Annotated in this window: 11 protein-coding genes and 1 tRNA gene; 5 read left to right on the top strand and 7 right to left on the bottom strand. The window is 50.1% G+C overall.

The annotated features are described in order from the left end of the window. Window positions 1-84: 84 nt before the first annotated feature. The gene (gene speA / locus Mal48_RS17325) at window positions 85-2,001 is read right to left on the bottom strand and encodes a biosynthetic arginine decarboxylase (RefSeq protein WP_145202429.1); all 1,917 of its coding nucleotides are present in this window, start codon (window positions 1,999-2,001) and stop codon (window positions 85-87) included. 457 nt (window positions 2,002-2,458) lie between these two features. Further along, window positions 2,459-4,612 (bottom strand): prolyl oligopeptidase family serine peptidase, encoded by a 2,154-nt coding sequence (locus Mal48_RS17330; protein WP_145202433.1) that lies wholly within the window; start codon window positions 4,610-4,612, stop codon window positions 2,459-2,461. A 289-nt stretch (window positions 4,613-4,901) separates the two neighbouring features. Here Mal48_RS17330 and Mal48_RS17335 point away from each other — a divergent pair, with 289 nt between their 5' ends. Then, on the top strand, window positions 4,902-6,086 hold the full coding sequence (locus tag Mal48_RS17335) for a methyltransferase domain-containing protein (RefSeq protein WP_145202436.1): 1,185 nt from the start codon (window positions 4,902-4,904) through the stop codon (window positions 6,084-6,086). A 364-nt stretch (window positions 6,087-6,450) separates the two neighbouring features. On the opposite strand, the gene Mal48_RS17340 is transcribed toward Mal48_RS17335, so the two are convergent. Both Mal48_RS17340 and Mal48_RS17345 read right to left on the bottom strand, forming a co-directional pair. Continuing rightward, window positions 6,451-6,762, bottom strand: coding sequence for a hypothetical protein (locus Mal48_RS17340; protein ID WP_145202439.1), 312 nt, complete (start codon window positions 6,760-6,762; stop codon window positions 6,451-6,453). Between the two features lie 49 nt (window positions 6,763-6,811). Then, complete coding sequence (locus tag Mal48_RS17345; protein ID WP_145202442.1) at window positions 6,812-7,996, bottom strand: M28 family metallopeptidase; 1,185 nt, start codon at window positions 7,994-7,996, stop codon at window positions 6,812-6,814. A 273-nt stretch (window positions 7,997-8,269) separates the two neighbouring features. Here Mal48_RS17345 and Mal48_RS17350 point away from each other — a divergent pair, with 273 nt between their 5' ends. Next, window positions 8,270-8,572, top strand: a complete 303-nt coding sequence (locus Mal48_RS17350) for a hypothetical protein (RefSeq protein WP_145202445.1) — start codon at window positions 8,270-8,272, stop codon at window positions 8,570-8,572. Between the two features lie 932 nt (window positions 8,573-9,504). Beyond that, window positions 9,505-10,662, top strand: a complete 1,158-nt coding sequence (locus Mal48_RS17355; protein ID WP_145202448.1) for a hypothetical protein — start codon at window positions 9,505-9,507, stop codon at window positions 10,660-10,662. A 106-nt stretch (window positions 10,663-10,768) separates the two neighbouring features. Here the strand turns inward: Mal48_RS17355 and Mal48_RS17360 are convergent, their stop codons facing one another. The 3 genes from Mal48_RS17360 to Mal48_RS23370 all read right to left on the bottom strand — a co-directional run bounded on the left by Mal48_RS17360 (window position 10,769) and on the right by Mal48_RS23370 (window position 12,673). Further along, a complete protein-coding gene (locus tag Mal48_RS17360; protein ID WP_145202451.1) occupies window positions 10,769-12,136 on the bottom strand; it encodes a glycerate kinase type-2 family protein in 1,368 nt (455 codons plus the stop codon). Window positions 12,137-12,375: 239 nt separating this feature from the next. Then, a tRNA-Thr gene (locus Mal48_RS17365) sits at window positions 12,376-12,448 on the bottom strand. A gap of 87 nt (window positions 12,449-12,535) precedes the next feature. Then, the gene (locus Mal48_RS23370) at window positions 12,536-12,673 is read right to left on the bottom strand and encodes a hypothetical protein (RefSeq protein WP_197441790.1); all 138 of its coding nucleotides are present in this window, start codon (window positions 12,671-12,673) and stop codon (window positions 12,536-12,538) included. Window positions 12,674-13,114: 441 nt separating this feature from the next. On the opposite strand from Mal48_RS23370, the gene Mal48_RS17370 reads away from it, so the two are divergent. Both Mal48_RS17370 and Mal48_RS17375 read left to right on the top strand, forming a co-directional pair. Further along, entirely contained in the window at window positions 13,115-14,341 is a 1,227-nt protein-coding gene (locus Mal48_RS17370; RefSeq protein WP_145202454.1) for a phosphoglycerate kinase, read from the top strand. Window positions 14,342-14,924: 583 nt separating this feature from the next. After that, a complete protein-coding gene (locus Mal48_RS17375; protein ID WP_145202457.1) occupies window positions 14,925-16,115 on the top strand; it encodes a thioredoxin-like domain-containing protein in 1,191 nt (396 codons plus the stop codon). Window positions 16,116-16,132: the final 17 nt, after the last annotated feature.

The raw sequence follows: 16,132 nt of genomic DNA on the forward strand, positions 1-16,132 counted from the left end.
AACGACTATTCGAAACGACTATTCGAAACGGCTATTCGAAACGGCTATTCGAAACGCCGAAAGCGAAAAAGCGAATCCTTTGATTTAATCACTGACACCTTCAAGATACGTGTAGCCGTTGAGCCCATCTTCATAGAACTTGATGAACCGCCCCGCTTCGGCATTGTCAATTCGTGATTCGCGGACTGCTTGCTCGATGGCGGTTTGCAACCGGGCAATCAATTCTTTTCCGTCGAACTGAACATAGTCCAGAACTTCGTTGACGGTCTCACCTTTGATCATCGTCTGCAACACAACCTGTCCATTCTCATCAAGCTCGACGTGAACTGTATTCGTGTCACCAAACAGGTTGTGCAAATCTCCGAGAATCTCTTGGTAAGCTCCAATGAGAAACGCGGCGAGGTAATACGGCGAGCCGTCAAATTCATGAAGCCGGAGTGTTTTCTTGACGTCTCGACGATCGATGAAGGTGTCAATTTTCCCGTCCGAATCGCAAGTAATGTCACACAAGACCGCATCACGCGAAGGGCGTTCTTCGAGACGATGGATCGGCATGACCGGGAAGAGTTGCTTAATCGCCCAGCTGTCTGGCATCGACTGAAACAGTGAAAAGTTACAGAAGAATAAATCAGACAACATACTCGGCAGGGAGGTCAATTCTTCGGGAATGTATTCGAGTTCTTCGACAAGCTTTCCAATTTTTCGACAGATCGCAAAAAACAAATTCTCTGCCAGAACACGTTGCTCCAATGGAAGGTATCCACCACTGAACAGACTCATCGCCATGTCCATAGCCTGTTGAGCATCGTGGTAACTCTCCTGAACGTTTCGAACCGTCAGCTCCTGAGCGGTCAAGAACAGATCATGCAGTGGCTGTTCATAGTCCTCGGGGATCTCGGCCAGAGTGGTGTCGTATTCCCCCTGACGAGTCACTCCTAGAGTTCCGAACACGAGTACGCTGTGAAAAGCTGCAATCGCCCTGCCACTCTCCGAGAGAATGATTGGGTGCGGGACATCTGTTTCTTCACAAACTGTCGTGACGTGATAAATAATGTCGTTTGCATATTCCTGAAGCGTGTAATTCATGCTCGACTGATAGTTGGTCTGAGAACCGTCGTAGTCGACTCCCAATCCACCACCGACATCCAGATATTCCAGTCCGGCACCGCGTCGATAAAGATCTGCGTAAGTACGAATCGCTTCAGTGACCGCAGCTTTCACTTGTCGAATATTGGTAATTTGACTGCCGAGGTGAAAATGCAGAAGCTTGAAACAATCTTCCATTCCTTCTGACTCCAGAAGCTTTAGCCCCTGCAGTACCTCGCTGACAGTCAGCCCGAACTTCGAGCGGTATCCTCCTGAAGACTGCCAACGACCGGCTCCCCGGGCAGCGAGTTTCACTCGCATACCGATTTGGGGTCGGACGCCGATTCTTTTCGCCAGAACCAAAATACGTTCGAGCTCGCTGTACTTCTCGACCACCGGAATGACTGTGCGACCGATTTTCTGTGCAAGCAATGCCATCTCGATAAATTCATCATCCTTGAAACCATTACAGATGATTGGCATCGATGGATCGGTCATCGCGACCACAGCGAGGAGTTCAGGCTTGCTGCCTGCCTCCAGTCCGAATCCATACTCTCGACCATACTCAACGATCTTCTCAACAACTCCTCGCTGTTGATTCACTTTGATCGGATAGACGCAAGCATAGCGCCCCTTGTAGTCGTTCTCCGCAATTGCTTTCGCGAAGACATCACGAATTTCAGTCAATCGTTCTTTGAGAATTCCATTGAATCGCAGCAGGATCGGCAGGTCGAATCCACGCACCTGAATTCGATCGATCAGATCCTTGAGATCAATCGATGTTTCTTGGTTCCGATTCGGATGGACCTGTAAATGTCCATTTTCTCCGACAGAAAAGAAACCATTCCCCCAACGAGAGACATCATACAACTCGTTGGAATCATTTGTGGACCACTGCCGATTCGGATCGATCATATTCCGTTACTTCGTAAATCTAGAGCATTTTGAAAAAGACAGACGTATTCAGCCTCGCATAACGGAGCGATTCATGACTTGAAAACACCCATCACAGACATCGGAAACACGAAATCTTCTGTTGATGAAACAGCGCAGCGAAATGCACTTGGTATAGCCAGTTTGCAAACGTCGGGCATTCTGCAAAATTCACGCCCCCGAAAATAGGATGGCGCACAAATATCGCCGAAGATTCTCGCCACCGAGAGTCGCACTCTCCTGCTGACTCGAACTGTCTTCAATTTCTTCCACGATTTGAACTCTTAACTGGCAAGAATCTTCCAAGTCGTCGAAATATGGGCCTCTTAGAAACAAGCGACTCCGAAGCCACTCGCAAAGACCTTCGCACTACAAAGCCGGGGCCAATCTCAAGGAACTGAGATCGCCACCCGCGCTCAATCAAGCAATCAAGCAATCATCAATCCAACTCGACTCCGAGGGTTTGAACCAGGAACGCCCAATGATCGGCAAGTTCCTCGATGATCTTGGAAGTCGGTTTCCCGGCCCCATGACCAGCTTTGGTCTCGATGCGAATCAAAATGGGATTGTCACAACTTTGGGCATGTTGAATCGCCGCAGCGAATTTGAAACTGTGCCCCGGAACGACACGATCATCGGTATCAGCCGTCGAGATCAGAGTCGGCGGATAGCAGACTCCTTCCTTCGCATTGTGATACGGCGAATAAGCCAGCAGAGCTTTGAATTCGTCTTCGTTGTCCGATGAACCGTAGTCGTCAGTCCAATACCGCCCCGCAGTGAACTTGTGGAAGCGGAGCATGTCCATCACCCCGACTGCTGGCAGACAAGCACCGAAGAGTTCGGGACGCTGCGTCATGCACGCACCGACCAATAGCCCCCCGTTACTCCCGCCTTGAATCGCAAGCTTCTTCGTTTGTGTGTATTTGTTCTCGATCAACCACTCAGCTGCGGCAATAAAGTCGTCGAAAACGTTTTGCTTGTTCAGCTTCGTCCCAGCCTTGTGCCACTTCTCTCCGTATTCACCGCCGCCTCTCAAATTCGCAACAGCGTAAACGCCTCCCATTTCCATCCAGGCGAGTCGACTGATCGAAAACGATGGCGTGAGCGGGATATTAAACCCACCATAGCCGTACAGAAGTGTCGGGTTATTGCCGTCGAGTTTGATCCCTTTCTTATGAGAGATAAACATCGGGACGCGAGTTCCATCTTTGCTCGTATAGAAAACCTGCTTGGCTTCGTAATCATGGGGATTGAAGTCAACTGACGCCTGACGGATTTGCTCGCTTTCGCCAGTCAGCATGTCGTACTTGTAAATTGTCGGAGGCAAAACGTAGCTGGAGAAGGAGTAATAAGTTTCTGTGTCCGTCGACTTCCCACGAAAACCGAACGCCGAACCGATGGCAGGAAACTCAACATTTCGGAGGAGTTCTCCAGATTTCCGATAGACTGCGACTTGCGTCTTGGCATCTTTTAACGATTCCACCACAAACAGATTGGCAATGATCGTGACATCCCGCATCGCTTCCGGTTGTTCTGGAATGACCTCTGTATACGGAACCTCAGGAGCGACACCTTCCTCTTCGATTTGCTTAGAGACTTTGCGGGTATCGATGGAAATCACTCTTCCGCGTGGAGCATCGAGATCGGTCTTAAAAAAGAAGACCGGACCATCGTTACCAATAAAGCTGTATTCATTTTCAAAGTTGCGAATCAGCGGCAAAGGCATCGCCAGCGAATCGTCGAGGTCTTTATAGAACACGCGATAGCGATCATCGGTCCCCACATGAACTGTAATGATCAGGTAGCGACCATCTTCAGTGACGGAAGTCGAGTAACCCCACTCCGGCTGATCAGGCCGATGAAACACAAGGACATCCTCAGCTTGGGATTCTCCAATACGGTGATAGTAAATCGCCTGATTCACATTCAGGTTCTGAAACTCCGCGCCTTCAACAGGTTCAGGGAAACGACCGTAGAAAAACCCTCTCCCGTCCGGTGTCCAGGCAGGCGAATTGAATTTAATCCAATTCAGTTCGTCATCCAGAATCTTACCGGATTCGATTTCCATCACCTTCCAGGTGCGCCAGTCTGAACCCGCATCCTGAATTGAGTAGGCCAGATAGCGGCCGTCATCACTGAAAGCTGTTCCACCGATCGCGACAGTCCCATCCTCGGACCACTCGTTCGGATCAATCAAAACACGCGGCTCGGCTTCCGAATCGTCTTGGACGTACAGCACATATTGATTCTGCAGACCATCATTCTTGTAGAAGTAAAGCCGCCCGCCTGCGGTAAACGGAGTTCCGAACTTCTCGAAGTTCCAGAGTTCGGTCAGGCGTTTCCGAATCGGTTCGCGTTCGGCGATCTTTTCGAGGTAGCCGAACGTATGCTCATTCTGTTTTTTGACCCATTCAGCGACCTGCTCACTTTCGCGGACATCGTCCTCCAGCCAGCGATATGGGTCGTGGACTTTTTGTCCGAAATACTCATCAAAATGATCAATGCGTTGAGTCATGGGAACTTCAGCTGATGCAGTCAAAGAAAACGTCACGAGCAGTCCCGACAATGCAAGGACCGTTGGGAATGAATTCATCGACATCTTCCTGAATAAGAATTGATTACGAGAAGTTGTACGTTAACAGAACCGTATGCGAAATTTCAGTATCGAGAGAACTGCCGGGGAAAATTCCGGAGATTCGAGAAACAGACATATGAGCCCTCTCAAGCCTGTTCTCGAACTGATGAATATCGAATCAGTAAACGCAAGAATGAAAGGACGTCTCAAATGTAATTCGCTTCACAGACTTCCATTCGGAATTGCCAGAGACTGCAGAGCTGTTATCCTCAAATTTCAAGAACTATGAATTCTTCCGGAGATCTTCATGTCAAGCACAATGGACTCACCCGAACGACAAGCCCTCAACGTCGATGCAGCCGTTCGCGACCGCTACTCAGCAGCTGCCGAAGCAGCTGAAGCGGCGTTGTGTTGTCCTGTCAGCTACGACCCGCAGTACCTCAAGATCATCCCCGAAGAAATCATCGAACGCGACTACGGTTGTGGCGATCCATCAAAGTGGGTCAATGAAGGCGAGACGGTTCTCGACCTGGGATCGGGCGGAGGAAAAATCTGCTACATCGCATCTCAAATCGTCGGCGCATCTGGCAACGTGATCGGAGTCGATTGCAACGACACCATGCTCAGCCTGGCACGGCAGTATCAAGACGAAATGGCTGAAAAAATTGGCTATGCCAATGTCGACTTTCGAAAAGGTCGAATTCAGGACTTACAACTCAATCTTGATTTGCTTGAAGAATACCTTCAGCAGAATCCAACTCAAACATCGGCGGACTGGCTGCAGATGCAAGAGCACGCAGATCAGCTGCGAGCAACACAACCTCTGATCGCTGCGGACTCAGTCGATGTCGTGGTTTCAAACTGTGTTCTCAATCTCGTCAAAGATGAGGACCGACGCCAACTCTTCTCAGAGTTACATCGCGTCCTGAAAAGGGGTGGTCGCGCAGTCATCAGCGATATCGTTTGCGACGAACTGGTCCCGGAGAATTTACGAAACGACCCGCACCTCTGGAGTGGGTGCATCAGCGGCGCATTTCGCGAAGACTTGTTCCTGGAAGCATTTGCCGAAGCCGGATTTTATGGCATCGAGATCGTTTCGCGACAAGAAGAAGCCTGGGCCACCGTGGAAGGAATTGAATTCCGGAGCATGACAGTTCAGGCATTCAAAGGAAAAGATGGCCCTTGCCTCGATCGACGACAAGCAGTCATTTACAACGGCCCCTGGAAGTCTGTCGTGGATGACGATGGACACAAACTCGTCCGCGGTCAACGTATGGCTGTCTGCGACAAAACATTCAAGATGTACACCCAATCCCCCTACGCAGACAAAATCACACCGATTCCGCCAGCGAACGAAGTTGCACTCGAAGACGCCAAACCGTTCGATTGCTACGGAGTCCCAATCCGCTCTCCCAAAGAAACCAAACAGGGCGCCAACCTCCTCACGCTCATGCCCGACGGAGACTGCTGCTCAACCGACGGGTGCTGTTAAAACCCCAGTGCAGGTGATTCCAGTTTCGCAGCAGTGCGCACACAGCTTTTGAATTAATCTTTGTCAATGCAAGCCTGCAGAGGTGTGCCGGTCGGACTCCCTGCACTTTGTTGTCTCGTTCGATTCACCGAATGAAGTCGTGCAGCGTCATCAACACCGCTTGTTTCCATCAGCAAGAGATTGCAGACCTGCCTGAGTCGTTGTCTCGGTCGGTCTGCTTCGACTTGAAGGAGGAGTATTGCGTTGCGAAATAAACCCACCCTGAAGAGAAAATTAGATTCAATTCATAATCAAAAACATACAAGATGTTGATTCATTCAGCCGCGTCAGAGACGCAGTGCCGTCCGAAGGTACATCCGGAATCTCATGGTCCTGACCTGATGAGAACATCAGCTTCGTCATAGACCTCGTAGGCATACGGAATAGCAGCCGAATCTAATAGAGTCAGAATTCGGTCGACTGCCTCGGGATCGTCCGAGACTCCACCGCTAAGCAAGGGAGGTGAGGCCGGAGCAAGAAGAAGGTCGGCGTCAGTGGACTGTATTTCGAATTCAGTCCATGAACATTCGCGCGTTGCCCAGCCATTTTTCGCGAAAAGCCGAGCAATCTTCCACAGTTTTTCGCCCGTTTCCAGCACGATGTGAAGGTCATATGGAAGGTGATCTTTGGGCGTCATCAGTATTCAGTGCAAGAAACGAACAGCGGTTCAAAAACTCTCAAAGACCTCAAAAGATCGTGAGCATCATGATTTGGGTTGCTCGAACGAGCCACTTGCGTTCTTCGATGGAATACCTTTGGGACTTGAGGATGTAGTCTGTTTTTGATTTGACTTGTGAGACAAAAAACCGCTGTGCATTCGTCAGTTCAAGAGAGCCATCTTCACCAGAGTTCAACAGGTTCACGCAAACCCGATTCACCGATTCAACTTCTTGCAGCGATGGTTTCGGATTCCCTTCCCATGTGATCTCTCCAGGCATATTCGCCATCGATTGGGCGACTTGATTCATCACCGTTGAAACTCGGGCGACCTTTTCAACATCTAAACGCTCTAACGTATCTTGCGGAGTATGATAGTCTGGATGTTCGCCGGTCGAGAAAAACAAAAATGGAATCCGCCGGTAATAAAACGGGCCGTAGTCGCTGCGGACACCGACAACATCGACGCCGAGCTGTGCGATTTCTAAACCCTGCGGAACGGTTGCCGCTTCCAGAGCTGCGTGAGCTTCTCGCGAACGTTCTCCCCCTAAAACAAAGACTGTCGGGATGTCGAGCCCACCCAGCGAACGGCCAATCATGTCTGCAGTCAAGCAGAACTTGATGGATTCAACCTCCATTGGAGGATGAGCGAGAAACCATCGCGCCCCCCACAGCAGGTGCTCTTCCATATCAAACGAAAGAAAAGCGACGCTCCGTTTGCCGGGAGATTCTGAGATGTGCCGGGCGACTTCAAGAAGCATGGAAACACCACTGGCGTTGTCGTCTGCTCCGGGAAACACTTTTCCTCCCCTGACTCCCAGATGATCGTAGTGTGCATTGACGATGATCCACTCATCCTTGAGCTTTGGGTCGGTCCCTTCGATGAAGCCTCCGATGTTATAACCGTACACAGGGGGCATCTCTGCTTGAGACCCGAATTCTGGAATCGCTTGCAGGTAACTCTCATCGAAAAGCGGTTTCACACCTAGCGATTTGAAATGCTTAATAATGTACTCGCGGGCTTCGACTTTCCCCCAATCATCCCGGCCCTGACGGTCTGGGCTGGCGAGGTAATTCAGATGTGGTTGAACATCAGCTGCATGAATGAGGCAGGGAAGCTCCTGAGCATTTGTCTTGCTCCCACAGAATAAGAGGAAAAGGCTGAGCGCGAAGCCTGCGTAGATACCCTGTAGAGATCGCTGAACGTGGATCATTCGAGACTCAAATCAAGTGCAGTTAGACCGCCTGTGCGGATTTTAACGAAAAAGCCTATTCCAAGAGCAGAAACCAGCCGATCAAAGAAGTGATTGTTCGGTATTCAAACATCGTGTCTCTCAGTGCGAATTTAGTCCCCCGAGGCTGAATTGTCACGACGAACCAGGGACATTTCAGTACTTTCGTACCGTGAACCAGTGTGGGTGAACGGTTTGATGTCTGGGGTCAGGTACGCACAAGCGTCTCTCCTCAACGGATTAAGGAGTCATTTCATGTTGAAGCACACACTGCTCGCCGGACTCTGTGCAATTGCCTTTGTTGCAGTTGCCTTTGTCGATACGAGCGAAGCTGAAGCTGCTCAGCCCGGACAGCCATCCAACTGGCAACGGTTTTACTACTACCCGTATGTGTATTATCCACACAATTTCCAGACGCAGCCGGAAAGCTACGATCACCTGTACTACAGGTATCCACAAGAACGTCGGATTCCGGTCTACAACACCGACTGGCACAACTTCTATCCTAAAGAGCGTCCGTACCACTCCGGACACCATTTCCGCCTTGACGTTTTCTAGACGGAATCAGACCCACAACTGGTCCAAAAACTGTTGAAATGGGCGTTTTCTCAGTGAATGAGAGATCGAATTCAGATTTCAGGACCAGTTCTAGAACTCACTCAATAGTGAACCGTTTTCGAGGAATCTTCAATGTCTCTTGGAATTGATGATGACTCATAACCGGGGGTGATGAAACAGCTTGAGGGTGAGGGGAACAGCCTGCTTCGATTTCGGAGCAGGCTGTTTACTTTTGCGCAGCCTGAACTCGGCGACGATTCCGCTTTCAAGCTCGATCTGAAAGTCCGTTCGCCGATCTACAAATTATTCTTTCTCAAATTTTCTCTGATCGAGACACTCTCCCTGGTCACCGATTCTCTACCGCCCAGCAAGAACTCGCTGATCGAAATTCTTGGAAAACTTCACGTTGAAAATCTGCGCGAAGAAAAAAGAATTCGCAATGCTGAAAAAAAGCAACATTCCGCCCCGCTCAGGCTCCCGCTTTTTTAACGCTTATTTCTGAAAAAGTTTGACTCTCAGGAGGAGCGCCCTATGTTTCCGTGACTGCAAACGATCTGTCAACATTTTGTCAATCAAAACGCGGCAAGGAGAAGCTGGGAGCTTTGAGGGGACCTTGCCGCGTTTTTTCTTTTTTGACAACTGTTAAAATTTGCGGGTTATGCCGATTCTACGCGAGTCGCAAGGTCATCTGTGCCGATTGATCATAATGAGCACACCTCGAAGTGATGTTTTCATGTGCATCCTCGATTCCTGAATTGAGAATCCATATCGCCCGGCGTGGCGATGGCTCAGGTCGTTTTCGACTTGGCAACATCTCATTTCAAAGCCTGCTCAATCCTTCAATTGCCTAAGGCGAAATCGTCTCCATGATTTGAGACACATTTCTCCAGCAGGCGCGACCTGGCAGACCGAGCCGTGAGTGGTAGAGATCTATGTCAAATGCCCCTTTCAAAATTGCATTCTGGGTGATGAGCCTCGCCTTTGGGCTAACGGTCCTGCTTACTGGATTAAAACCAGAAGAGATTCGCAACGCGCTCAACTCTCAGAACAAATCGCGCCATGAACTCAAAACAAGCGAAGAGGAACTGACAGACGCGCCAGTCATCGCCCAGCGGCCTCAAGAAGAATTCAAATTCGATCCCGCTCCGTCACCAGATCGCCAAAAAACAACAGCTGCCCCTTTCGAACCTCTTCCTGGAGAGTCGACTCTCACCCAGAGTTCGCAGCAACCTTCACAGAATTCAGAAACATCTTCATTGTCCCCAACGCCAAGTCCAATTCGTATCGCTTCTGCAGATGTGAACGCCAGCTTGGGAATGAGCAGCAATGAACCGACTGAACAGATCAGAGAACTCACACCGATCCCCGATCGGGAATTCCAGTACGCTGCAACTCGACCGATTGAACACCATCGAGAAATTCTTGTCCCAGAGCCGGTCGCCATCCCAAAACGAGCCACTCGTGAATCAATGGACCATGAAGTCCATCATTTGAAAAAAGAGATCTTACATTTTCGACTCGCGGAAGCACGACGTGAAATCGAAGATCTACGACGAGACGAACAGCGGACGGAAGTCGAACGCGTTGAAAGCGAACTGAAAAAACTCCGAGAAGACATTGCTGAGTTAAAGAAACTTCGCAATGAAGCCAACGAGAACCTGGCAACACAAGTTAAAGCAGAACAAGTCACAGATGAAACTTTCACGAAACAACAGGACGTGACTCCGACTGCTCCAGTCGAGACAATCAAACCGGTTGAAATGACGGAAGTCGTGATTGAAACCCAAGAATTAGAACAACCACTGGAAGAGAAAAGTTCCACCATTGAAGTGACTGCCGGATCTAAAGATGACACGTACATCTTCAAATTCGAAAACGCCGAGGTTCGCGATGTCCTCACAACCATTTCCAAATACGCCGGGAGAAAAGTTGTGATTCGCCCGGATGTCGAAGGAACTTTCACCGGCCATTTCGAAGAAACTTCAGCTGTCCAGGCGTTTGCTGCTGTCATCAAAGCGAACAACTTCGGTGTCAGTTTCCTCGGCGATTACGTCCTCGTTCGCAGCCACCGCGATCCAAAAATCCGCTAACATTTTGTGACCGGAATGATCGCTTTCATGCCTTCGTTGACTGTCCGCCAAAAGACATATCGCGGAGACTCAGCTCTAACTGATCGTTAGAAAACTCTGGGCAGTCTCAACGTGATCGCTCAGGAGTCTCAATCACACCGATTCGCAGGTCCATCACATTTGTATGCGTTGGACCGGTCTTGATGAGGCCGCCTGAACATTCAAAAAATGCATACGAATTGTTGACGCTCAGATACTCATCAATCTGCAAACCTTGACTCTTCGCGAAACTCAAGACAGTCTCATCGACGTACGCTCCCGCCGCATCTGTCGGCCCATCCTCTCCATCAGTTCCACCGGAGAGAATGACAATCCCTGCATGACCTTCACCTTGAAGCCTCTTCGCTGCAGCCAGCACCAACTCCTGATTGCGACCACCCTTTTGAGGCTGCTCTGTTTTCACAAGTTGAACAATCGGCTCTCCCCCACTCACCAGACAAAACTTCTTGCCAACGGGTGAGTTCTCGCGAAGCTGCAAGCATCGAGACGCGAACTCCGAGCCGAATTCTTTCGCAACCCCAGGTTGATCAAACTCAACAAGCGCCAATTCATGCCCGAGCGTTCTTGCCTGATCGGCAGCGGCTTCCACGGCGGTCTGGTTATTTCCGATAATCACATTCGAGTATTCGCAGACGATCTCGCGGGTTGAGTGCGAACGAGTTCCCGACTCAGCAAGAACTCGCCTGATCGATTGCGGAATAAGTTCGATTGAATCCACGAGTAAGCGATTCAAAATCTCCCACGCTGCTCGGGGATCTGGCAACACATCAACCGTCGGACCAGAGGCAATCACTTCGAGTGGATCACCAATCACATCCGAGATGATCAACGTCACCAATTGTCCGGCGCGGCAGGCCCGCAATAAGCCCCCCCCTTTGACATCAGAAAGTGCTCGGCGAACGGTATTGAGTTCATCAATCGTCGCCCCGGATCGCATCAGCAATCGAGTGACTCGCTGCTTATCTTCAAGAGAAATCCCCTGCATCGGAGCCGGCAACAACGCGCTTCCCCCACCAGAGATCAGCACAACGCACAAGTCCTCTGGATTCAACGAAGCGACTCCCTGAAGAATTTCCTGAGTCCCTGCAACTCCGGCAGTTGTCGGTTCATTCACACCTGCAGGCCGTGCGCCATGCAGGTGGATCGCTTCCAATTCGCGTACGCAATCTTCAGGAACGTTCACCCAACCTGAAAGTCGTGATCTCAATTCTTTGGAGACCGCTGCCTCAAACCCGGCAGCCATCCCAGCCCCCGCTTTACCAGCCCCCACAACATAAATTCGACCAGATTCTCCTGCCTGCCAATGAGTCTCAGCCACATTCAGTGATTCCGCATCACCAGAAACGACTTCGCGGACCAGCCGAGCAGAGTCGACCGCATCAACTCCCGCCTGCCAGATGGCAAGTGCATCGCTCTTCAAAGATGAATCAGCCATGGTACGAAGACTCAGAAAGACTGAAGCTGTGAATGGAGCAAAAGGTAGAACGATTCTCGGTCATTAGAAACCTCCGAAATCCCCACCTTAATTCGCACAACTGGACGAACCAGACAGTGCCACTCGAAGAGTCGTTTTCACAACTTTCTAAGAACGACTAACAAGACTGAGAGAAGCGTTCGGATTCACGGTGAATCCGAAGACTCGCTCAGGTTTGGTTGAGCGAACAACTATCAAAGAGCCGCCGACTGGACTTGAACCAGCGACCTAGGCTTTACGAAAGCCTCGCTCTGCCAACTGAGCTACGGCGGCATCTGCTGTGACTGTAACGGTTTACGTCAGCACGTAAGTTTCGTGGAGTAGCCAGACGTAAGGATCGCAACAACCTCCTGCATTGAGTTAGCGGATTATTGGATATCTGTCGGCATTCCGCAACTGCTGCCGCTTCGTCATCAATGCTCGCTCGCTGATGATGCTTCCGGCATGCCTGCCAACGCCCTGCTCTACCAACTCTGGAGCGGTACGAGGCTTCGGCAAGATGGAATATCCAGGCACTCACGCTGCTGCGATGATTCTGATACGTTCTGAGTGGTCCATTCAACTTGGATGCAGTAAGTGCTTCCATCAGACGGTCGCCATGAAGCTTTTTTCTCTTAAGATTCACTCCTCCTAAGCACTTGGCAGCCGAGACATGGTTTCTTACGATTTTCTCATGTGACAGACTTTCACTCAACAGCCCCACTTCTTCAGGTGGTGTTGTGATAAAATACTCAGAGAGTTGCGTTGCGATCGACGCAACCTGAGCTGGGCTGACTGTTGTTCGGCATTTGTCCGTGCGAATCAAGTCTCAGATCAATTATCTGAACAAACAGCGTTGTGAAACTCGTGCCCCAACGCGGCAAATTCAAACTGATGCTGCCCAACGAACCCATTGCTCATCCATCCCAAAGCAGACCCCTTTAGAGGAACATCGTCTCCATGGCGAAAAAAACTATCGAAGACATCGACGTATCAGGTAAAAAAGTGCTGATGCGTGTCGACTTCAATGTCCCACTCGACGACAATCGCAACGTCACCGACGACCGACGAATTCGAATGGCGTTGCCATCAATCCAATCCGTTCTAAAACGAGGCGGCAGTCTCGTGTTGATGAGCCATCTCGGACGCCCTAAAGGGGAAGTGGTCGCTAAATACAGCCTGAAACCAGCTGCCGAAAAATTGGCAGAGTTGATTGAGGCTCCAGTCTCCTTCGCGACCGACACTGTCGGTGAAGATGCTCAAGCAAAAGTGGCGGCACTTCAACCGGGTGAAGTCGTCGTACTTGAGAACGTTCGCTTCGCTGCCGAAGAGGAAGTGAAAGAAGAAGATCCAAAGACAACCGACGAGCAGAAAGCTGCAAAACAGGCATTCGGAGAAAAGCTGGCTGCCTTTGGAGATGTGTATTGCAACGACGCCTTTGGAACATGTCATCGTCCACATGCGAGCATGTATACAGTCCCGTCAGTGATGGGCGACGCTCCCAAAGTGGTCGGGTTTCTTGTTAAGAAAGAGATCCAGTACCTGAGCGACGCCATTGCGAATCCAGAGCGACCATTCATCGCAATTCTGGGAGGAGCCAAAGTCTCCGATAAAATCAAAGTCATCGAGAATCTCCTCGATATCTGTGACAAGATTCTGATCGGCGGTGCAATGGCTTACACATTTGCACTCGCTCAGGGCGGAAAAGTTGGAAAGAGTCTGGTTGAACCTGATAAAGTCGACCTCGCCAACCAACTCCTTGAAAAAGGTGGTGACAAACTGATCTTGCCAATTGACACACACTGTGGCGACGCATTCAAAGACCCTGATTGCAACAAAGTGGTCGTCGATGCCGGGCAAATTCCGGACGATTTCGAAGGCTTTGATATCGGCCCCAAAACCGCTGAGATGTATGCCGACCTCGTCAAAGGGGCGAAGACGATCATCTGGAACGGACCGATGGGTGTTTTCGAAGTTCCTCCATTCGATGCCGGAACGAAAGCGGTCGCTCAGGCGATTGCTGATTCAGATGCTGTCAGCATTATTGGCGGAGGAGACAGCGCCGCTGCGGTCCAGCAACTCGGATTCGCAGAACGTGTTTCTCATGTGAGCACCGGTGGCGGAGCAAGCTTGGAAATGCTGGAAGGAAAAGCATTTGCAGCCGTTGACGTGCTTGACGAAGCATAGAGTTTTCCATGAATTCTCCCGTCCGCTAAGACTGTCTTTCACTACCATCTGGACTGCTGCATAGTCTGGCCAGGACGGAAGCGGACCGAAATTTTGGAACTGCTCATGAACTGATGGAATCGTGGTCATTCGCTCGAACTTCGCACACTTCTCAAGCTTTGTTCGAGCGAATGAACGACGCATGCTTCAAAGACATCCGAGCATTATCAGTCTTTGCTGTGGCTGTGAAAGCCAGCTTCAGGACCTCACAGCCTGCTCGCCACGAAACAAAACGAAATAGACGGTATCAGATTTGTTCCGGGAAAATTGCCTGACTTGGGCTGAAACACGCATCAAGTATTCCAAGTGTGAGTTGGCGAAGCCCTGTCAAATGCATATGATGCTTCATCGAAACCTCAATGTGTCTGCCGGCTGATCGAATTGTGAGCTTCTTCACTGTAGACCTGCTGTCCGGACGCCCACCATATATACGATATGTTTTTCCTGCGGCGTCAGAACTGCGAGAATTACAGTCCATCGTCACCTTTTCTGACCACAACAAGTTGGTCAATTTTTCTTGATACTATGACCTGAGGAGGGTCACATGAGTCTACGTTTATTCAGCTTGGCTTTGCTCTTTGCTGTAACGGTCAACTTCAGCACCGCTTCCGCACAAGATGCACCAGCAAAGGAAGCTTCTGACAAAGAAGCAGTGAAGGAAAGCGAAGAAAAGAAGGATCCCTTTGCAGTTCCAGAAGGAACTGACGAGCGGATCCTGGATCTGTTTCTTCGTCGGTTAAGCCGAATGGCTCCCGAAGAACGAACCCCAGAAGGAATCCTTCAACACTTTACAAAACTCGACAAGGCCATCAATGAAGTCGCTTCTCGCGAAGTGAGTGAAGACATCTATCTCAATGCCATTCAGATGCGTCTTCAGGTTTTGCAGATTCTCGCTCAGTTCGGTGACAACACCGCCATCGTCAAGCAGACGAAACTCCTTGACCAGATGAAACGAGATGAACGACCAGCTGTTAAAGAACTGGTCGCCCAATTGGAACTCGAACAGCGCATCAACGGCCTCGCCGCTGCAACTCCAGAAGAAAAGCAAGCGCTGATCGACGAGGTCGGAAAGAAATTGGCGGAGACAAAAATTGATTCGCCAAACTTCGGTGATCAGCTTCAGGCCGCCATGCAGGTCGCTCGGTCCTTAGAAGGAAATGGCGATGAGAAGAATGCAATTGTCGCGTATAAAAAATACGCAGAAATCCTCAGTAAAAAGGATCATCCACAAATCGGTGAAGTCGTCAAACGGATGGAGTCGACAGTTCGCCGCTTGAACCTGCTTGGAAACAGCATTGAAGTCGCAGGTCCAACAGTGGGCGGTGGAGAGTTCAAAATCGAAGACTTTCAGGGGAAAGTGGTCCTTGTAGACTTCTGGGCTACTTGGTGCGGCCCCTGCATTGCTGAACTCCCGAATCTGAAAGGCCTTTACGAAGACTATCACGACAAAGGCTTTGAAGTGATTGGAATTAGCCTAGACGAAGATGAAGAAGCACTCATGGCTTTCACCAAAGAAAAAGACCTGCCTTGGAAGTCCATCTTCTTCCCGGAACCAGAAGAGCAAGGTTGGGATAACCCGATTGCCCGTCACTATGGAATTAGTGGAATCCCCACAGCGATCCTCGTCAACCAGGACGGCAAAGTTGTCTCTCTGCAGGCACGTGGCGAGAACTTGAAAGTTGAGCTGGTCAAACTGCTCGGACCAGTTGAAGAGAAGGAATCAGAAAAAGAATAAGAATCTCGTCGAGAATC

This window comes from Thalassoglobus polymorphus (genome assembly GCF_007744255.1).
Taxonomy (GTDB): domain Bacteria; phylum Planctomycetota; class Planctomycetia; order Planctomycetales; family Planctomycetaceae; genus Thalassoglobus; species Thalassoglobus polymorphus.